18 protein-coding genes are annotated in these 18,057 nt (G+C 37.1%); 7 read left to right on the forward strand and 11 right to left on the reverse strand.

All coding sequences use genetic code 11. The annotated features are described in order from the left end of the window. Positions 1-123 precede the first annotated feature (123 nt). Positions 124-1,485, forward strand: coding sequence for an OmpA family protein (locus I5M19_RS08915; RefSeq protein ID WP_200065854.1), 1,362 nt, complete (start codon positions 124-126; stop codon positions 1,483-1,485). A 68-nt stretch (positions 1,486-1,553) separates the two neighbouring features. Here the strand turns inward: I5M19_RS08915 and I5M19_RS08920 are convergent, their stop codons facing one another. Next, on the reverse strand, positions 1,554-1,937 hold the full coding sequence (locus tag I5M19_RS08920) for an SRPBCC domain-containing protein (protein WP_200065855.1): 384 nt from the start codon (positions 1,935-1,937) through the stop codon (positions 1,554-1,556). Positions 1,938-1,963: 26 nt separating this feature from the next. Next, a complete protein-coding gene (locus tag I5M19_RS08925; protein ID WP_200065856.1) occupies positions 1,964-2,557 on the reverse strand; it encodes an acetate uptake transporter in 594 nt (197 codons plus the stop codon). A 101-nt stretch (positions 2,558-2,658) separates the two neighbouring features. On the opposite strand from I5M19_RS08925, the gene gpmA reads away from it, so the two are divergent. Then, positions 2,659-3,348, forward strand: coding sequence for a 2,3-diphosphoglycerate-dependent phosphoglycerate mutase (gene gpmA, locus I5M19_RS08930; protein ID WP_200065857.1), 690 nt, complete (start codon positions 2,659-2,661; stop codon positions 3,346-3,348). A 4-nt stretch (positions 3,349-3,352) separates the two neighbouring features. Here gpmA and I5M19_RS08935 read toward each other — a convergent pair whose 3' ends face one another. Continuing rightward, a complete protein-coding gene (locus I5M19_RS08935) occupies positions 3,353-6,160 on the reverse strand; it encodes an alpha/beta hydrolase family protein (protein ID WP_200065858.1) in 2,808 nt (935 codons plus the stop codon). A 205-nt stretch (positions 6,161-6,365) separates the two neighbouring features. Between I5M19_RS08935 and I5M19_RS08940 the strand changes: the two genes are divergently transcribed. Further along, on the forward strand, positions 6,366-7,943 hold the full coding sequence (locus I5M19_RS08940; protein WP_200065859.1) for a PAS domain-containing sensor histidine kinase: 1,578 nt from the start codon (positions 6,366-6,368) through the stop codon (positions 7,941-7,943). 62 nt (positions 7,944-8,005) lie between these two features. After that, on the forward strand, positions 8,006-8,923 hold the full coding sequence (locus I5M19_RS08945) for a cation diffusion facilitator family transporter (protein ID WP_200065860.1): 918 nt from the start codon (positions 8,006-8,008) through the stop codon (positions 8,921-8,923). A gap of 15 nt (positions 8,924-8,938) precedes the next feature. Here I5M19_RS08945 and I5M19_RS08950 read toward each other — a convergent pair whose 3' ends face one another. The 3 genes from I5M19_RS08950 to argB form a co-directional block, all read right to left on the reverse strand. Beyond that, positions 8,939-9,469, reverse strand: a complete 531-nt coding sequence (locus I5M19_RS08950; protein ID WP_200065861.1) for a 5' nucleotidase, NT5C type — start codon at positions 9,467-9,469, stop codon at positions 8,939-8,941. A 99-nt stretch (positions 9,470-9,568) separates the two neighbouring features. After that, a complete protein-coding gene (gene proC, locus I5M19_RS08955; protein ID WP_200065862.1) occupies positions 9,569-10,384 on the reverse strand; it encodes a pyrroline-5-carboxylate reductase in 816 nt (271 codons plus the stop codon). Between the two features lie 3 nt (positions 10,385-10,387). After that, positions 10,388-11,179 (reverse strand): acetylglutamate kinase, encoded by a 792-nt coding sequence (gene argB, locus I5M19_RS08960; RefSeq protein ID WP_200065863.1) that lies wholly within the window; start codon positions 11,177-11,179, stop codon positions 10,388-10,390. Between the two features lie 165 nt (positions 11,180-11,344). On the opposite strand from argB, the gene I5M19_RS08965 reads away from it, so the two are divergent. Both I5M19_RS08965 and I5M19_RS08970 read left to right on the forward strand, forming a co-directional pair. Then, positions 11,345-11,713, forward strand: coding sequence for a BlaI/MecI/CopY family transcriptional regulator (locus I5M19_RS08965; protein WP_200065864.1), 369 nt, complete (start codon positions 11,345-11,347; stop codon positions 11,711-11,713). Then, complete coding sequence (locus I5M19_RS08970) at positions 11,710-13,899, forward strand: M56 family metallopeptidase (protein WP_200065865.1); 2,190 nt, start codon at positions 11,710-11,712, stop codon at positions 13,897-13,899. Before I5M19_RS08965 ends, I5M19_RS08970 begins: the two co-directional genes overlap by 4 nt. A 47-nt stretch (positions 13,900-13,946) precedes the next feature. Here the strand turns inward: I5M19_RS08970 and I5M19_RS08975 are convergent, their stop codons facing one another. Next, complete coding sequence (locus I5M19_RS08975) at positions 13,947-14,567, reverse strand: 2'-5' RNA ligase family protein (protein ID WP_200065866.1); 621 nt, start codon at positions 14,565-14,567, stop codon at positions 13,947-13,949. Between the two features lie 71 nt (positions 14,568-14,638). Here I5M19_RS08975 and dinB point away from each other — a divergent pair, with 71 nt between their 5' ends. Continuing rightward, positions 14,639-15,823, forward strand: coding sequence for a DNA polymerase IV (dinB, locus tag I5M19_RS08980; protein WP_200065867.1), 1,185 nt, complete (start codon positions 14,639-14,641; stop codon positions 15,821-15,823). A 9-nt stretch (positions 15,824-15,832) separates the two neighbouring features. Here dinB and I5M19_RS08985 read toward each other — a convergent pair whose 3' ends face one another. From I5M19_RS08985 to I5M19_RS09000, 4 genes are read right to left on the reverse strand one after another with little or no spacing between them, the layout of a single operon-like run. Further along, positions 15,833-16,360, reverse strand: coding sequence for a GNAT family N-acetyltransferase (locus I5M19_RS08985; RefSeq protein WP_200065868.1), 528 nt, complete (start codon positions 16,358-16,360; stop codon positions 15,833-15,835). A 13-nt stretch (positions 16,361-16,373) separates the two neighbouring features. Next, positions 16,374-16,964 (reverse strand): hypothetical protein, encoded by a 591-nt coding sequence (locus I5M19_RS08990; RefSeq protein WP_200065869.1) that lies wholly within the window; start codon positions 16,962-16,964, stop codon positions 16,374-16,376. After that, positions 16,951-17,451: an RNA polymerase sigma factor gene (locus I5M19_RS08995; protein WP_200065870.1), complete on the reverse strand. Its 501-nt coding sequence runs from the start codon at positions 17,449-17,451 to the stop codon at positions 16,951-16,953. The genes I5M19_RS08990 and I5M19_RS08995 overlap by 14 nt, the downstream gene beginning before the upstream one ends. 41 nt (positions 17,452-17,492) lie before the next feature. Next, entirely contained in the window at positions 17,493-18,020 is a 528-nt protein-coding gene (locus tag I5M19_RS09000; RefSeq protein ID WP_200065871.1) for a hypothetical protein, read from the reverse strand. Positions 18,021-18,057 lie beyond the last annotated feature (37 nt).

Here is an 18,057-nt window from a genome sequence, read left to right on the forward strand (position 1 = left end):
ATTTGTGTACGTTAATTACAATTAGCTATTAATTTAACAAACTATAATATTTAGTGGCACTAATGTTGTTTAATGGGAGTGAACCTGTATATAAATATTACAGGACAATTTAAACTCAACAACATGAAATCAAATTTAAAGAAAGCTACACTACTGCTAACCGGATTAATGGTTGGCGGTAAATTATTTGCCCAATCGCCAGATACGTTGGATACAAAAGATTATGTACAACCTTTTTCAGGAAGTGATTCATATCGTACCTGGTCAATAGGAGTTAATGGTGGTTTACTAACTCCCTTCACCATTTTTGGATCAAACCGTAATCAAGACTTTATTCACCCCACCGCACAATTGGGTTATGGCGGTTATATAAAGAAACAAATCATCCCATCATTTGGCATTCAATTGGATTACCTGGGTGGTAAAGTAAGTGGCGACGGTGGTCAAAATGGCACTTATTCTGATTTTGAAACAAAATTGAATTATGCAGCGAGTATTAGTGGTAACTTAACACTTGCTAACATCAACTGGATGCATAAAAAAGGTGTTATTCAACCTTACTTAACCTTTGGTTGGGGTTTAATGGGTTATAAACCTGTTTTAAATGCTAACGGCGCTACTCCAGTTAACTTTAAGGCTAATAATGAAAGTGTTAAAGAATATTTTATCCCGGTTGGAACAGGAGTAAAGATCAACTTAGGATCTGGTGTTAACCTTGATATGGGTTACCAGGTAAATTTTGTTGGATCGGATAATTTCGATGGTTATAAAACCGGCGGTATGAATGACAGGTTCTCTTATGCACATATCGGTTTAGAATTTGCTTTAGGCAAGACGTCAAAACCACAATTGGCTACTCATAACCCGGTATCATCAATGCGTACTGAGTACTTATGGGAAAACATGAAGACAAAGCAAGCTTTACAGGCACAAATTGATGCCGAAAAAGCTGCAAATGCAAAACTTAGAAGTGATTTGGACGAAACCAACGCTAATCTGGCTAAGTTAACAGCTGATAGCGATGGTGATGGTGTACCGGATGCTAATGACAAATGCCCCAATACACCGGCTAATACTAAAGTTGACGGATCAGGTTGTCCTTTAGTTAAACAGGAAGTTAAGGTTTACGTGACCGAGGAAGATAAAAAAGTAGTAAAAGATGCTATCACTAACCTGGAATTTGATTTCGGTAAATCAACTATCCGTCAAACTTCATATCCGAGTTTAGATAAAGTAGCTGAACTGTTAGTAAACAAAAACTTCAGTTTAAAACTTGCCGGACATACAGATAATGTAGGTTCTGACGCGGCGAACTTAAAATTATCAAAAGATCGCGCAGAATCTGTTAAATCTTATTTGGTTAGTAAAGGTGTAAACGCATCAAGAATTGAGGCAGTAGGTTACGGTGAAACACAACCAATAGCAAGTAATAAAACAGCTGCTGGTCGTCAGGATAACCGTCGTGTTGAATTTACTTTATACTAAGCGTAAATAATTTTATAAAAAAAGCCGTCATTTTAAATAATTGCGGCTTTTTTTTATAAATCAATAACCTATACTTCAGCAAAAAAATCAGCCAGGTTTCCAAAATAGTTATTATCCCAACCTTCTATTATATCATCAAAATCCTCATCAGGAATATTTGTATGTTTCAGTTCAACAGAGGTACCATGCTTATCAGGATGGAGTTTTATGGTAACAACAGACTCCTCAGGCTGGCCGTCAAAATACCATTGCTGTACTATTTTTTTATTTTCTTCAAATTCGATATTCTTACCTACAATGCTCTCTTCCCACATAGAAAATTCAGAGCCTGGTTCGGTTGACATTTCGGCAACTTCACCAGTCCAAAGTTGAATGGTTATTGGATTGGTAAGTGCCATGTAAAGTTCAGCTGGTGTGGCCGGTAACAGGTAATATTTTTTAAAATCTTTCACGGTGCAAATAACGGTTTTTTTCGTTATTATTTACTTGTTACTGTACCAATAGGTAAAACAACCCTACCATAAACTTCATTTAAAACATTAGCAATACCTGTATATATAGCTGACAATCCGCATATTATGCCTTCATATCCTGCCAAATGTTTAATAGATGTGTTTCCGGTGGCATCGCCCGCTACCAAAAGAAAGAACAAGATAGTTAATGATGCGAATACAAATTGAAGCGCCCTGTTAAGTTTAAGGGTGCCGAAAAATAAGCAAAATGTAAATACACCCCATACGCTTAAATAGGCGCACATGGCGCCTTCACTTGCCGCTGCTCCCCAGCCCAACTTGGGCATAACAATTAACCCAACCAATGAAAGCCAGAAGAAACCATACGACGTAAAAGCCGTTAAACCGAATGTGTTATTCTTTTTAGCTTCTATCACTCCGGCTATTACTTGTGCAAGTCCTCCGTAAAAAACCCCCATTCCTAATATCATGGTGTTCATTTCAAAAAAGCCTGCATTATGAATGTTTAATAATACGGTGGTCATGCCGAAAGCGCATAAGCCAAGTGGTGCAGGATTAGCAATGCCATCCTTTACGATAACGGGAGTGGTAGGAATCATAATAAAAAGGTTTTAAATTGGTTTATAATGCAATCTAATTATTTACAATTAATTAGCAATAATTTCTAAACTGTATTGGACGCGCAATGTTAAATTAGCATATGCAAAAATTAGTATTGATACGACACGGTGAAAGTTTATGGAATAAAGAGAACCGTTTTACAGGGTGGGAGGATGTTGACTTATCGGAAGAAGGTCTGCAACAAGCAAAAAATGCAGGTCAGTTACTTAAAAAACATGGTTACACTTTTGATATGGGGTTCACCTCGGTTTTAAAGCGGTCAATAAAAACCATGCATTTTGTTTTGGAGGAGTTAGATCATTTATGGATACCTGTTCGTAAATCCTGGCGCTTAAATGAGCGTTTTTACGGCGCATTACAGGGATTAAATAAAGATGAGACTGTGGCTAAATACGGAGAGGAACAGGTACATAAATGGCGCCGCGATCCGCATGAGCACCCACCTGCCATTACAGAACAGGATGACCGCTTCCCTGGTCATTACTTAAGATATAATGATCTTACTTATCGGGAACTTCCGTTAACTGAGAATTTGAGCGAAACTATGGACAGGGCATTACCATTTTGGCACGAACATATCGTTCCGGCAATACGTCAGGATCAGAAAGTAATAATATGTGCGCATGGTAATAGCTTACGTGCACTTATTCAATATATCGAGAACCTTAGCGATGAGCAAGTAACTAAGCTGGATATACCCACAGCAACACCCTGGGTTTACGAACTTGACGACAGACTAAATCAAATAGGACATTATTATCTTGAATAATTGATCATTGTTCTAATTCCAGTCCCCAATCTTTACCTTTATTTACAGCTGGCACGCCTTTGTCCAGCCATACAGGCATAGGGGCACCCTTTAAGAAATGATCAAAAAATTGTTGTTCACGTATGGAGATATCTTTCCGGTTTTGACGTTTTACCAAATTATGTGCTTCGTTATTATATTGAAGCAGCCAAACAGGCTTACCCAATCTGCGTAGGCCTGTAAACATTTCAATACCCTGATACCATGGGACAGCTCCATCTGCATCGTTTGCCATAATAACTACAGGTGTATTAACCTTAGGTAACTGAAATAATGGAGAGTTTTCAATATAAAGATCAGGCCGCTCCCATAATGTAGCACCAATACGGCTTTGTGTACGCTCATATTGGAACTGTCTGTTCATCCCGCTTTCCCAACGTATGCCACCATAGGCTGATGTCATGTTAGCTACCGGTGCACCTGCCCATGCAGCAGCATACATATTAGTTTGTGTTATTAAATAAGCAACCTGGTAACCACCCCAGCTTTGGCCTTGTATACCCATATGGTTGCCATCCACCCAGGCATTCTTTTTTAAGGCCTCCATGCCCGAGTTTACGTACTCCACGGCAGATGCGCCAGGGTGGCCATTTTCATAGCTAATGTCCGGGGCAAAAACGATGTAACCATTGCTCACGAAAAAAGAGATCGGCAAACGAGACGGTGTAGGAGCCGGGGCAATATAATTATATAGGCCATCCGATAGTTTCTCATAAAAATATGCGATGACCGGATACTTTTTATGTGGATCAAAATCTTCGGGTTTATATAAAATCCCGGTTGACTCATGTCCTTTCGGGGTTGTCCAATGCATTAGTTCGGCAGTACCCCAGTTATATTCATTTTGCTGAGGATTTATAGCGGTTAATTTTATTTCCTTTTTTAGGTCTGAAGATAAATAAAGGTCGGGGGATTGCTGATAATTGTATTTAGTGTAAATAAATTTATTACTACTTTTTGCCTTTTGTAATGAACTATATCCATTAGGAGCCATAACTACTTTTTCAGGCAGCCTGTTTGTACCCAATGTTTTTTTATAATATCCCCATTGTTTATTCTCCTCATTTTGGGCAATAAGCCAAATTGTTTTTTTGGAGGCAATGGTACGCTCATCCGAATTGTCCCTGCGGTAACGAAAAACTATTTTATCTTTTCGTCCCGCTCCATTGGTGAAATTAACAGCCTTTCCCGTAGCAGGATCAATACTCCATATATCATACCGGTCGTATAATAATACATGTTTATCATTGTGTTCCCAGCCTGCCATACCATAAGAGGACGGGTAGTCGGGTTCGTCATTTTCTTCATCACCCATTTTAACACCGGTAGAGGCTGTCAGATTTATCTTTTTTCGGGTATCTATAGCATAACTATACCAATTCTGATCTTTCGAATCAAACCACAAAACATATTTCCCTTCCGGCGAAATACTGAACCGCGCCCTTAAACGATTACTTATAAGAGAGCGCTCGCCGGTGTTAGAGTTTATTAAAAATGCCTGCTGCTGACCTCCGCCTTCCCATTGAGTTTGTACACGTGCGCCTGTGTCGGTTAAACCTAATACAAATGTTGCATTGCTGTTATCGGGTACTAGTATATCTCTTATAGCTTCGTTACCTAACTGCACTAAAGTTTTATTTGCGTCGGCAAGGTTTATAACAGCTAAATAACTACGCTTCAAATCGCGTTGCAAATTACTTAATTGCTGTGGTTGCAAATAGTCATCTTTATAATTCCATATATCCAACTTGGTAACTTCAAAATCAACTATAGTAGTATCAGCAGGTTTAGGAATTGGTGCCGTTCCAAAAAACAACCTGTTAGCATTTCTGCTAAAATTAACACGACCATTCCCACTTACTGCCCAATTAGCAGGCATTCCGGATGAACCTTTTTCTGCAATTACTACAGCACTGTCCATTGAGGCCTTGTAGTAATAAAGTTTAAATGGCTTAACAAGTGCTTTTTCAGGGTTTTTCTCTGCAGTAAATGCGAGTTGGTTACCCGTGCTATCAAATGTTATATTGTTATAACTTCCTCTACCTGTGCTTATGGTTTTAAGGGTATTATTATCTATATTATATAAATACATTCCAGATTTTACATCGGTTGATTTGCTGGGTGCAATTACCGAAAATACAAGCAGTTTCCCGTTTTTATTTAATTGATACTCAGTAACAAAATTAAATGATCTTGATTTGCCATTTAATAATTGCCTTACAGTAAGTGTAGCGCCTTTTTTTAAAGGCGGGGCAATAGTATTAGCCACTGCTTTCTTTGAAGTATCATTAGCCGCAGGTTTTTTAATAGTATCTGCCGGAGAAAGATAAGCCATAACAGAAGCTTTTGCAGATATTTTAAAAGAACCTACAGCCGGTATTTTTTCGACAATGTTTTTACCTAATATTAATATGCCTAATGTATCTTTAGGGAAATCGATAGGTTTTTTCTTTTTTATTTTAGCCTGACGTATATCCCTATAAAAAGGCCTAATCTTAAATGCTACAAATTTAGAATCGGAAGTGAACACCGCCGAATCTGCACGGGCAACATGTACTTGATATTTACCTGCATCCGTAACTATAAGTTCGGCATCACCCTGTTGTGGCTTTATTGTATATAGTATCCATTTACCATCGTTACTTATCAGTTCGTTATCTATACTTTGCCAACCATCATACACAGAGTGATCCAATGGTTTTTTAGATATTTTTTGAGCGTAAACATTATGGTAAACAGCCAAAATAACAGATACAAGTAAAATTTTCTTCATAATATCAAATTCATCAGCGATTAAATATGCTAAATTTTTTACCCTTACCTAAAATGAGATTAAAAAGTTACACAAAAACAAACTCTTGCTTTTATTGTTAAAAAGCATTATTCGTAATTTTTTTATCCTGTATATTCATTTCATAAAAGAATAATTTATTTTAAATATTCTTAATTTTAAGCCCTTTATACGTTCACTTTATTATATGACAGTTAATTCTAAAGTTCATGAGCCTCATCTAAAATATTTAGAAGGAGGAGGCGAGATGGGCCAATTAACCCGTTCATTTGACTGGTCATCAACAGTGTTAGGTGATCCCAGCAATTGGTCTCAAAGTTTATTGACAACGGTAAATATCATTCTTAATTCAAGGTTCCCAATGTTTTTATGGTGGGGACCACATCTCATCCAGTTTTACAATGATGCTTACAGACCGAGCTTAGGCAGAGATGGGAAACACCCCATTGCATTGGGTCAGCAAGGCGCTGAATGTTGGGGGGAGATATGGCCAGTTATAAAGCCATTGATCGATGAGGTAATGGCGGGTGGACAATCAACTTGGAGCGAAGATCAATTAATACCTATTTACAGAAATAATAAACTTGAAGACGTATACTGGACTTTTAGTTATAGTGCTGTAACTGATGAAAGCGGCATGCCCGGAGGTGTGTTAGTGATATGTAACGAAACTACTGAAAAAATAAAAGCAATAAATGTAATAAAAGATTCAAAAAAAGACCTGGAATTTGCAATTGAGGCTGCTGAGCTTGGAACCTGGGATCTAAACCCTTTCACTAATAAATTTATTGGTAATGACAGATTAAAATCGTGGTTTGGTATAACTGGTGATCATGAGATAGAACTTGAAAAAGCTATAAATGTAATAGCATATGAAGATAGAGTAAAAGTTACGACTGCTATACAGAACGCATTAAAAAGAGAATCTGAAGGTATATTTAACATTGTCTATACCATAATTAATCCCAATGATAACATTAAAAGGGTAGTGGAAGCAAGCGGGAAAGCGCTCTTTAATGATGAAGGAACTCCATATCGTTTTAGTGGCATTTTACAGGATGTAACGGAGGAGTTTAAAGTACAGGTAAGAAAGGATGAATTTATAAGTGTTGCCAGTCATGAATTAAAAACACCAATCACTTCACTAAATGCATCAATGCAAATACTTCAAAAATTGATCAAATCAGAGCTGGTTTCAGATAAGATACGTTTGTTTGTAGGAAAAGCAAGCAATAATCTGAACAAACTGGTGCATTTGTTAGATGATCTTTTAAACGTTACTAAAATTCAGCAGGGGCAGTTAGCTCTCAATAAAACAAGGTTTAATTTGGCGGAACTGGTAAGGGATAGCTGCGAACATATTATACAGGATAATGACCACGATATTGATGTTTCAGGCGTTAAGGAGTTGATGATTTACGCCGATTACAGGCGTATTGACCAGGTATTAGTCAATTTTATAAATAATGCCATAAAATACTCACCACAATCAAAAAAGATAGATATATCAATTGAAGTTGAACATGATAACGCTATTGTAGCCGTTCGTGATTATGGAATTGGTATCAACCCCGAAAAACTTCCGCATCTATTTGACCGTTATTACAGAGTGGACGATCTGGGGCATCAATTTTCTGGTTTAGGTTTAGGACTTTACATCAGCGCCGACATTATTAACAGGCATAATGGCAAAATAGGAGTTGACAGTGATTGGGGGCATGGTAGCAAATTTTGGTTTATGCTTCCAATTGATAATGAAGATTAGTTTTCGCCAACTTAATTTTATTAAATACAAACAAATGCCTTACTGATTTATTAGATTACCGTATGGCCACATCTAAAAAATCAATTTATAGCGCGCTGCTAGCCAATTTACTAATAGCAATCACAAAATTTATTGCAGGCGGAATAAGCAATAGCGCTGCAATGGTTTCCGAAGGTGTTCACTCATTGGTGGATACTGTTAACGAATTACTTTTATTGCTTGGCCTACATAAAAGTAAAAAACAGCCGGATCCGCAACATCCCTTTGGTTATGGTAAGGAGCTTTATTTCTGGTCATTCATTGTATCCATATTAATATTCGGTTTAGGTGGTGGTATTTCTATATACCAGGGAGTTACCCATATACTACATCCGGAAGAATTAGGAGATCCAACTATTAATTATATTGTTTTAGGGCTTTCTATAATATTTGAAGGCACATCGCTGATCATTGCTTTTAAGCATTTTAATAAGGAGCGCGGCGATACCGCGTTATGGGATGCTGTAATAAAAAGCAAAGATCCATCAAGCTTTTTAGTGCTATTTGAAGATGCCGCCGCTGTAATCGGGCTGATTATTGTAATGATATGTATTTATTTGGGGCAAAAATTTAAATTACCATATCTGGATGGAGTTGCCTCGTTGCTGGTTGGCTTACTGCTGGTTTTTGTTTCAGCCATCTTAGCGCGCGAAAGTCGTAGTTTGTTAATGGGCGAGGGGATTTCTTCAGAAACAAAAAAAACCATTACCGCACTTATTGAAAAAGATAGCGATGTTGTAAAGGTAATGCACATCTTGTCCACCTATCAATCACCCAATGAAGTTGTTTTAATGCTTATTATAGCTTTTGAGCAGGATAGAGATACTGAGAATATAAATATAGCTATCGATCGGATAAGGGCACTTGTACGCAAAGAGTTTAAATTGGTAAGATTTGTATTGGTTCAGCCGGAGAATTTAGACCATGATACTTACTTATAGTTTGTAATAAAATCTTTATAAATCCGCTTCTAATAAAGCAATTACCTCATTCCAGTTATTGGCACGAACATGATGATCATAGCTTACATTGTGGAAAGCATGAAACATAATTGGTTTACCTTTAAAACTGTCCAGATTTCGGATGTGATCGTCAACCATATAGTCTGTGTTTATAATGCTCTTATCGCCGCAAAATATAATGTTTTTCCAACCAATAAACGGGAAGTTCACTTTCAGCCATTCGAGTTTCTCACCTAAGCTTAAAGGAAATTCCATTGCAGCCGAAACAATGTAAATTTCAAAATTATCCATCAACCTTTTCACGGCATCAACAGCACCGGGCATAACTGGCAGCGTTTGAAAAAAGCCCGCTGTATGTGCGAATTTCCGTATAACTCCCCGTTCTGGGAAGGCATTATCCTCATTCAACCCTATTAGATATTCACGTGTATACCGGACGCCGTAATCCCGGTGATACCAGCTTAAAAACTGCTCTTCAACATCAGCAATTACGCCATCCATATCAATGGCAATCGTTTTTTTCATGATCTAAAACAGTTATAATATCTAATTAATTATTACACTGTTTCGCATGTTCCATCTATATAAGCGGAACAGCGGAACAAATTTATTTTTTTGGATTAGTCATTCGCTTTTGTAAAGTTCTCCGGCTTTTTGAGCGGAGGTTTTAATCCCCTTTATCATTGCCGAACTAAAACCGTTATGTTCCATTTCGTTTAGCCCTGCAATAGTACAGCCCTTTGGTGAAGTTACTTTATCAATTTCCTGTTCAGGATGAGAGGCCAGTTGCAACAGCAGATCTGCCGCTCCCTTAGCTGTTTGAGCGGCCATTTTTAAAGCGTCATGTGCATGAAACCCTATTTCGGTACCCCCCTGTGATGCCGCCCTTATTGATCGTAAAAAGAAAGCGATTCCACAAGCGCAAAGAGCTGTAGCGGATGTCATTAATTCTTCATTAATCCGAATGCTAACTCCAACTGTATCAAACAAAGACATTACCAAGCTTAAGTTAGCATCGGATGCGTTGTCTGTAGCTATACAGGTCATGGACTGACCAATGGCAATGGCTGTGTTAGGCATAGCCCGTATAACCTGTATATCAAGATTTAACTGCTCTCGTATATCATTACAACTTACACCCGATACTATTGATATTAATAAATGCTTACTTTGGTTGACCGCGGGCCGTATTTCTTCAATCAGTTTATTTAACTGTTGAGGTAAAATAGCCAACACCACAATATCTGCTATTTTTACCGCCCCGGCATTATCAGTAGTTACATTATAACCATCAGTTTCTAATACAGCTAATGCCGCGGTATTACGACGGGTAAGTGTAATTTGCTGTGGTTTAAATATTTCTGCTTTTACTAAACCCTTAGCTAAAGCCAATCCAATATTCCCACTGCCTAATATGGCAATGCGTTGTTTTGTTTCCATGTCTTATTTGCTTAAACGCGTCCCAAATGACGAATCGCTTTTTAATTTGCCTAAATCAGCTGAATGGCCAATTATTACAGCCTTTACTCCGCATGCTATAGCTGTAAAAGCATTGTCCATTTTAGGTAACATTCCACTATGTATGATCTGTTCTTTTTTAAATTCTTCGTAACGTACCGGGTCAATATCCCTTATCAATGAATCATCATCATTAATATCCATCAAAACACCCTTCTTTTCGAAACAGTATACCAAAGTGGTTTCATAAAATTCACATAACGCAACAGCCAATGCCGATGCTATAGTATCAGCATTAGTATTTAATAATTGGCCCTCACCGTTATGGGTTAATGCACAAAATACAGGAATAAACCCCGCATCTAATAGTTTAGCGATATTACTTGATCGTACTGAATCCTCAAAAATATCTCCGGCAAAACCATAATCAATAGTTTTAACCGGGCGTTTTTTTGCGCGGATAAGATCGCCGTCAGCACCGGTAACACCTAATGCGTTAGTACCATAACGCTGTAATTGCGCTACTATATTTTTATTTATTAGTCCGCCATACACCATTGTAACAATCCGCAAAGTATCTATATCCGTGATCCGCCGGCCATCAATCATATGTGCCTCAACACCCATAGATTCCGATACCTGAGTAGCCACCTTACCGCCGCCATGCACTAATATCTTTAAACCTTCAAGCGCAGTAAAATCCTGCAAAAACCTGTGTAGATTCTCTGAGTTATCAATAACATTTCCGCCTATTTTAATAATATGTAACGTTTTCATTCCTTAATACTAATGTATTATTATGCCTTGTAGCAAGTATAACTATTTTTTAGCAAAAAGGGCGTACCGTGGGGTTAAAGCAAGTATCTATATTTAAAACTGAAAAATAAATTATATAACTTAAAAAATAGTTGTAAAACTGGAATTTAAGTTATAGATTTGGATATGGAAGAATTAACAAGGACCGAAGAACGCGTTATGCAAATTATCTGGAAGCTTAAAAAGGCTTTTGTTAAAGATATTATTGATGCCTTACCGGATGATCCTAAACCACCTTATAATACCATATCATCTGTGGTACGTTTGCTGGAGAAGAAAGGATATGTAGATTACAAGGCATATGGTAAAACTTATGAATATTTCCCGGCTATAAGTAAGGGGGAGTATCGTAAAACTTTTTTCAAGAAGATGGTTACCGGATACTTTGACAATTCAGTAGAGAGTTTATTATCTTTTATGCTAAAAGAAGAAAAACTAAGTGTAGAGGAGATAAAGAAATTAAAGGAAATGATAGAAAAAAACTCCGAAAAATGAAAACAGTGATCTATCTGCTACAGGTATCAGCGTGTACTGGTATCTTTTATGGCTTTTACTTTCTGCTTTTACGCAGACTAACCTTTTTCACAGTAAACAGATGGTATTTGCTGGCAACCCTTTTTTTGAGTTTTGCTATACCGGCCTTAACGCTCAACCTGAGCAAGGTAGAAGGATCATCGATAATGCGGCCTGTAGTGTACATTCACGAAATGCAAACGGTTAACGAACCAATAATTGCAAGTGAAACTGCGGCAAGTGTTAAGCAAAGCAATTTTAACTGGATATTAACGCTCCAAATGGTTTACCTGTTGATAGCTTTCGCCTCTATAATCCATTTATTATTCACGCTTGTCGTATTCTTTCTTAAACTAAATAATAAAACACTGGTGCGAATTGGTAAGGTAAGAGTTTTGAAAGGAAGTAAAAGATTAGGAAACAGTTCTTTTCTGAATGTGATCTTTATAAACGATGATGAACTGGAACCTGAAGAGGTACAGCAAATTATAGCGCATGAAATGCTCCATATAAAACTAATGCACTCTGCCGATCGCCTTATAGCACGGGTGATACAAATTTTATTATGGTTTAACCCATTTGCCTATTTCTATATAAGGTCTATTGAAGAAAATCACGAGTTTGAAGTTGACCGCATAGCAGCAGGTAATGATAATAAAGGATTATACGCATCCCTGCTTTTTAAACTGGCCGTATCAGGAAAAAGTTATCTCTTCCATGGCTTTAGTAAAGTACCGTTAAAAAAGCGAATCAGTATGTTATTTAACAAACCCACTTCTAATATGAAAAAGATAATTTACCTGCTTACACTGCCTGTAGTAGTATTAAGCTGCCTGGCTTTTGCAAAACTGGAACAACACAAAAAACTAAGTGTACTTGGCGATCTAAGCAATTTAGGACCCCACCCATTAGTACTTATCAATGATAAAGTATATGACGATGAGATATTATACAAGATCAGCGGATCATGTATATCATCAACCGGAATTTATCCGGGGGGAGGTAAACTCAAAAAATTTAAGAAATACGGCGATAAGGCGAAAGACGGTGTTGTGAAGATAAGCACAAATAACAATCCCATTACTTATTTAACCGCAATTGGGCATGAAAATTTGGAGAAGGAGGCTGCAGTGCCTAATAGCCAATTTTTTGCACATTTAACTCTTAAAAATGAGGATGGAACTATCTATGAGAAAGGCATAATACACAACCCTGTTGGCGGTGGCATGAGTAATGAATTTAAACCTGGGGAAAAACTGGCATTTGTTGTAAACGGAAAGGTATTTACTGAGCGGGAGGTTAATAAGGTTGAACAACTGATTAAAGATACGAAACCCGCAGTACATGGTACCGGCCCAGCCCAGGATTATAAAGGTAAAACTGATAAAAGTCTGGATGACTATAATATCGTGTTCTATTTTGATACTGATACCACCCGTTACATGCAAAAATTAAAGCAAACAAATGATCAAAAGGTTGCCGAAGAAAAATCTAAAAGAGAATTTGAGGCCTTCAAAAAAACCGATGAGTACAAACAAAAAATGGCTTCTATGATGAGGGTTAGTAATAAAACGCTTCCTTTTAAAATTATTGCTTTTGTAAATAACCAACCCGGAATTCAGAAGAAGGGGTTTAAAATAGTAAATGACAATGAGGAATTCTTATTGGGAACTGGATATGGGCAAGAGAAAGAACTGAAGCAATTACTTAAGGTAGGTGATGTTGTTGATATTAAAATATTTGGGGGAGCATTTGGAAAGGGACAGCTTATAACAGTTTCTCCCGCAATTGTCAGTAAAAATGGGGAGAAAATATTTCAGTTAGCCGAGGCGGATAAGATACCTGATTATGCATTTTTGTATGAAGCTAATAAAGTAAGATTTACAGACGGACAGGTAACTTCCATTGAGAAGTATCCAAACGGCAAATGGAAAAGTGCGGTTGTTGAGGTAGTTAATGGCTATAAGATCAGGTTTAATATTAAACCATCAGCACCCGAGTTTAAAAATATTGAGTGGGGAGATCATGTTCGTTTTCGCTTTGTACATGAGGTTAAAACAGGAGCAAAGGAATATACAGTTAACGATTGGGTATCTATAAGTAATGATATTAGAAGTTATGGCATCAAAAATCCTGATTACTTCTTTAAATTTTACGAGGCTGTATAGTTATAATTAATTCTAAAATCGCCGACTGTTATTTGTCGGCGATTTTTTTATAACAAATTCATCTGTTTACAACCCGGATTTAACCGGTCGGTATTTTGGGGAGCGTTTGCTATCTGCGAATCAATTATTCTTTTAAAAGGAAAGATTTTAAAATTCTCCCATTTTGGAGTATTGCTAAAAGTTTCACGTTTGAGTACGTGTAACTCCTTTATCCAAAATGGCTCTACCCATTTTTTATGGCGGAAATGTAGCCATAGTTTATTAAAATCAGCCTCAGGAACATCTCTTACTACCGTAATATGCGACACTAATGTTTTCTTAATTTTTAATATCTTTTTTAATGAAGTTAACCATTCATCTACATCAGGGCTAATTCGGATATGGGCATAAATAGTAAAACGGCCATGTAAATGAGTGAAGTATTTAAATCCATCAATATGCATTAAAATTGGCGGTAAAGTTTTTAAAGCTGCCTCCATGCGTTCTACAGTTCCATCAGCGAAAAATGGTTTTTGCCGCTCTACATGCCATATAGAAATATGCGCCGGTGAATCCATACTCTTAAAATTGCCTATATGTTTTGCGGAAGCCTTTTTATAACGACTTATTTCGTATCGGATATTTTGCGGTGGTGAAAGCAGAAAAAGATAATCTGTATAGCTGGTCATATGCATAATAATAATAGATACAAATTTTGCTAATTATTTTAGCATTATAAAATAATTATTCATATTTGTATATGCATCTTCAACGGCATATTGTACATATTGATCTGGATTCTTTCTTTGTTTCTGTGGAAAGGAAATTTGATTCATCGTTAATCGGCAAGCCAATTATTATCGGAGGTTCGGCAGATAGGGGGGTGGTAGCATCATGTAGCTATGAAGCGCGAAAATTTGGTGTTCATTCTGCAATGCCTACACGTCAGGCCATCAAGCTTTGCCCTCATGCCATACTTATTCGCGGTACACATGGCCGCTATTCCGAGGCCTCACGCGAGGTTACAGAAATCATCCACAACACGGTTCCACTTTACCAAAAATCATCAATCGATGAATTTTATATTGACCTGACAGGGATGGACCGTTTTTATAATTGCTACCAGTTTGCCAGTGAACTACGGCAAAAAGTAATAAAACAAACCGGCCTACCCATATCTTTTGGAATGGCATCAGGTAAAACAGTGGCTAAAATGGCTACTAATCAGGCAAAGCCAAACGGGCAGTTATTAATTGAGCATGGTTGTGAAAAAGAATTTCTGGCGCCGCTATCCATTAGTAAAATACCTGGTTTGGGCGAAAGTACCGCTAAAAAACTTTACATGTATGGTATTGAAAAGATAGGCGATCTGCAAAAAGTTAATATAAAATTCCTTGAAAGTGTTTTTGGAAAGGCCGGAACTTTCATATACAACAGAGCCCACGGTATAGATGAAGCAGAAATAATCCCCCATAGTGACAGAAAATCTATTTCTACTGAGCATACTTTTCACACTAATATTAGCGATAAACATACATTAGAAACTATCCTGGTATCCATGACAGAAGAATTAGCGAGTAAATTGAGGCGAGAAAATAAAGTATCATCGTGTATGGCGATAAAAATACGATACGCCAATTTTGACACCCATACTCAACAGCAAAAAATACCTCTCACTGCAGCTGAGCATATTTTAATACCGGGAATTAAAAATTTACTGGGCAAAGCCTGGAATCAGCACCGCCCCATACGTTTAATAGGCGTAAGATTAAGCGACCTGTGTACAGGGAGTTATCAGATCAATCTGTTTGAGGATAATGAAGAGCGGATCCGGCTTTATCAGGCAATGGACAACATTAATTTCAGGTTCGGGGATAAAACAGTTTGCCGCGCGGCGGGTATGGAAATAGGCACCAGAAATTTTAATCCCTTTTTGAAAGGGTAATAACTTATTTTAAGCCTCTAATTGTTTCCTCATCAGCAAATCCGTCTGTTCATCGTTACCCAAAATAAATTGATGACTGCTAAATATGGTAAAACCATTTTTCTGATAAAAGCGGATGGCGTTAGTATTGTGTTCCCACACACCTAACCAAATATACTTCATAGATTTAAGCTTAGCTGTTTGCGATGCAAAATCCAGTAATTCCCCTCCAATGCGCTTACCCTGGTAATTTTGTAAAATATAAATTCGTTCTATTTCCATCGCTTCCGAATCCTGAAATTCAGTTTGGGAATTGTTGAAATTGAGTTTAATATATCCGGCTATCTCATTTTCAACCAAGGCAAAGTAAAATTCTGAATCTGCGTTAGAAAGTTCCTGCTTTATTTGAGGCAAAGTGAACGCTTTTCGCGCATAAACCTGCATATCATCCGGGCGATTTAAATGAGCAAAGGCGTCGAAAAAAGTCTTACGGCTTAAGGCAAGTAATTCTTCAGCCTCAATAATACTTAACTTTTTTAAACGGATAAGTGAGGGCACAATCTATTAAATTTTAATTAAACTGACTTTGGAGACGTTCCAATCTTTCAATTATCAGGTTTAATTTTTCCTGTTCGCTGGCGAATATGCGGTTTTTAAGATAAAAAGTGCAGAATAAAAGCCAGGCGGCTGTTAACCCATAAGCGGCAAATTTAAAAGGAATTGAAGCTGTTTGTAATACTTCAAAAAAGTAAAGCGTAAGACCTATGCTTAATAATAAAACGTATAAGTAATACATCCAGCCGTATATAGTTGCACGACTACGCTGATATTCTTTAAGCTCTTGTAAATATTGGGTAGGATTTGTAGTTATATCATGATTATTAATAAGCCGATAATCTCTTATCATCATTATTACATAAACAATCATGGTAATTAATATTACTGCTATACCAATATAAGTAATAAGCGACTGAAAAACAAGGAAAAGCATAACTCCAAATATACCGAACATGGCCAGAAACATACCCGTTATACTCCAAAACAAATTACTCGCAAGGCCTTTTACGCCTTTTTTAACTTGTTTAAGTACATTCTCTACCGCTACCGGTTCCTGCTTTGGCTGATCCTGCCAAACCATCATTAAATGATCAAAGTCTTTCATACTGGTTATATAACTCTGTCAATTTTTGTTTAATGCGATATATCTTCACTCTCAAATTCCCTTCTGATATACCCGAAACTTCTGCAATTTCAGGATATGGCACTTCGTCAAGTACCAGCGTAATAATAATTCTTTCTGATTCTTCCAGTTTTGAAATACACTTATATAATAAGGCTACCTGTTCGTTTTTTTCTGAAAACTCTTCTCTCTTGCTTTCAGCTATCTGGGGGGTCAATTCGTCTTTCGCCTGGCGTTTTTCCGACCGCAGATAAGTTAAACAGGTATTAACTGCGATACGGTATATCCAGGTTGATATTAATGCCTGGTTACGAAACTTATGAAGATTTTGCCATACTTTTAAAAATGTCTCCTGTAAAAGATCATTAGCGGCATCATCGTCACCTGTGTAACCATAGCACAAATGATAGATCTTTTTGGAATTGGCTTCATACACCTGCCTGAAAGCTTCTTCTTTATTATCTGCCACTTGTTAATAGTTTTTGGTTTGACAAAATAACACACTAAATGTTACAACAAATAACTTTTTTTATTTAACCACGGATATTTTCTGTCTGCTTCATCTAATAAGAGATTGTAATTCTGCCCATAATCAAACTGAAGATCTTCGTGTAACTTTTCTATAGATACCCTTATTTTGTCAAGCTGCCGGGTAAATATTAACCTGATAGGTTTATGACCGGTTTGTTTTATTACATATTGCATATAGTTTTGGCAAAAGTTCAAAAGCAGTTCTATCTCCGCGGGCTTATTTGCCATAAATTTTATATACTTATTTAGCATCTTCAGAATTTTGCGTAGGGCTTTTGCCGTATAGTAATTTTGTGACGGTAACTGACTGAACATGAATCCGGCTTCGGACTTTATATTCTCTATAAAATCATCCTGATGGTGCGCTTCAAACAACAAATATGCAAGCAACTCCTTATTTTCCTTTTTGTGCCTCACCAGTCGCAGGCATAAATCTGCAAGTTGCTCTTGCGGTAAATGCTGCAGTTCTTTTTTTATTTGTTGTAAGCCGTAAGTGTTTATACTCATGTAATATTAATATTTCCGCAACATAGTAAATTTTGTA

It is taken from the genome of Mucilaginibacter segetis, assembly GCF_016522075.1.
Lineage (GTDB): Bacteria > Bacteroidota > Bacteroidia > Sphingobacteriales > Sphingobacteriaceae > Mucilaginibacter > Mucilaginibacter segetis.

Bases quoted from the DNA above. Each gene is read 5' to 3' on its own strand.
- I5M19_RS08915 (WP_200065854.1), top strand. From the start codon at position 124: ATGAAATCAAATTTAAAGAAAGCTACACTACTGCTAACCGGATTAATG.
- I5M19_RS08925 (WP_200065856.1), bottom strand. From the start codon at position 2,557: ATGATTCCTACCACTCCCGTTATCGTAAAGGATGGCATTGCTAATCCT.
- gpmA (WP_200065857.1), top strand. From the start codon at position 2,659: ATGCAAAAATTAGTATTGATACGACACGGTGAAAGTTTATGGAATAAA.
- I5M19_RS08935 (WP_200065858.1), bottom strand. From the start codon at position 6,160: ATGAAGAAAATTTTACTTGTATCTGTTATTTTGGCTGTTTACCATAAT.
- I5M19_RS08940 (WP_200065859.1), top strand. From the start codon at position 6,366: ATGACAGTTAATTCTAAAGTTCATGAGCCTCATCTAAAATATTTAGAA.
- I5M19_RS08945 (WP_200065860.1), top strand. From the start codon at position 8,006: ATGGCCACATCTAAAAAATCAATTTATAGCGCGCTGCTAGCCAATTTA.
- I5M19_RS08950 (WP_200065861.1), bottom strand. From the start codon at position 9,469: ATGAAAAAAACGATTGCCATTGATATGGATGGCGTAATTGCTGATGTT.
- proC (WP_200065862.1), bottom strand. From the start codon at position 10,384: ATGGAAACAAAACAACGCATTGCCATATTAGGCAGTGGGAATATTGGA.
- argB (WP_200065863.1), bottom strand. From the start codon at position 11,179: ATGAAAACGTTACATATTATTAAAATAGGCGGAAATGTTATTGATAAC.
- I5M19_RS08965 (WP_200065864.1), top strand. From the start codon at position 11,345: ATGGAAGAATTAACAAGGACCGAAGAACGCGTTATGCAAATTATCTGG.
- I5M19_RS08970 (WP_200065865.1), top strand. From the start codon at position 11,710: ATGAAAACAGTGATCTATCTGCTACAGGTATCAGCGTGTACTGGTATC.
- I5M19_RS08975 (WP_200065866.1), bottom strand. From the start codon at position 14,567: ATGACCAGCTATACAGATTATCTTTTTCTGCTTTCACCACCGCAAAAT.
- dinB (WP_200065867.1), top strand. From the start codon at position 14,639: ATGCATCTTCAACGGCATATTGTACATATTGATCTGGATTCTTTCTTT.
- I5M19_RS08990 (WP_200065869.1), bottom strand. From the start codon at position 16,964: ATGAAAGACTTTGATCATTTAATGATGGTTTGGCAGGATCAGCCAAAG.
- I5M19_RS09000 (WP_200065871.1), bottom strand. From the start codon at position 18,020: ATGAGTATAAACACTTACGGCTTACAACAAATAAAAAAAGAACTGCAG.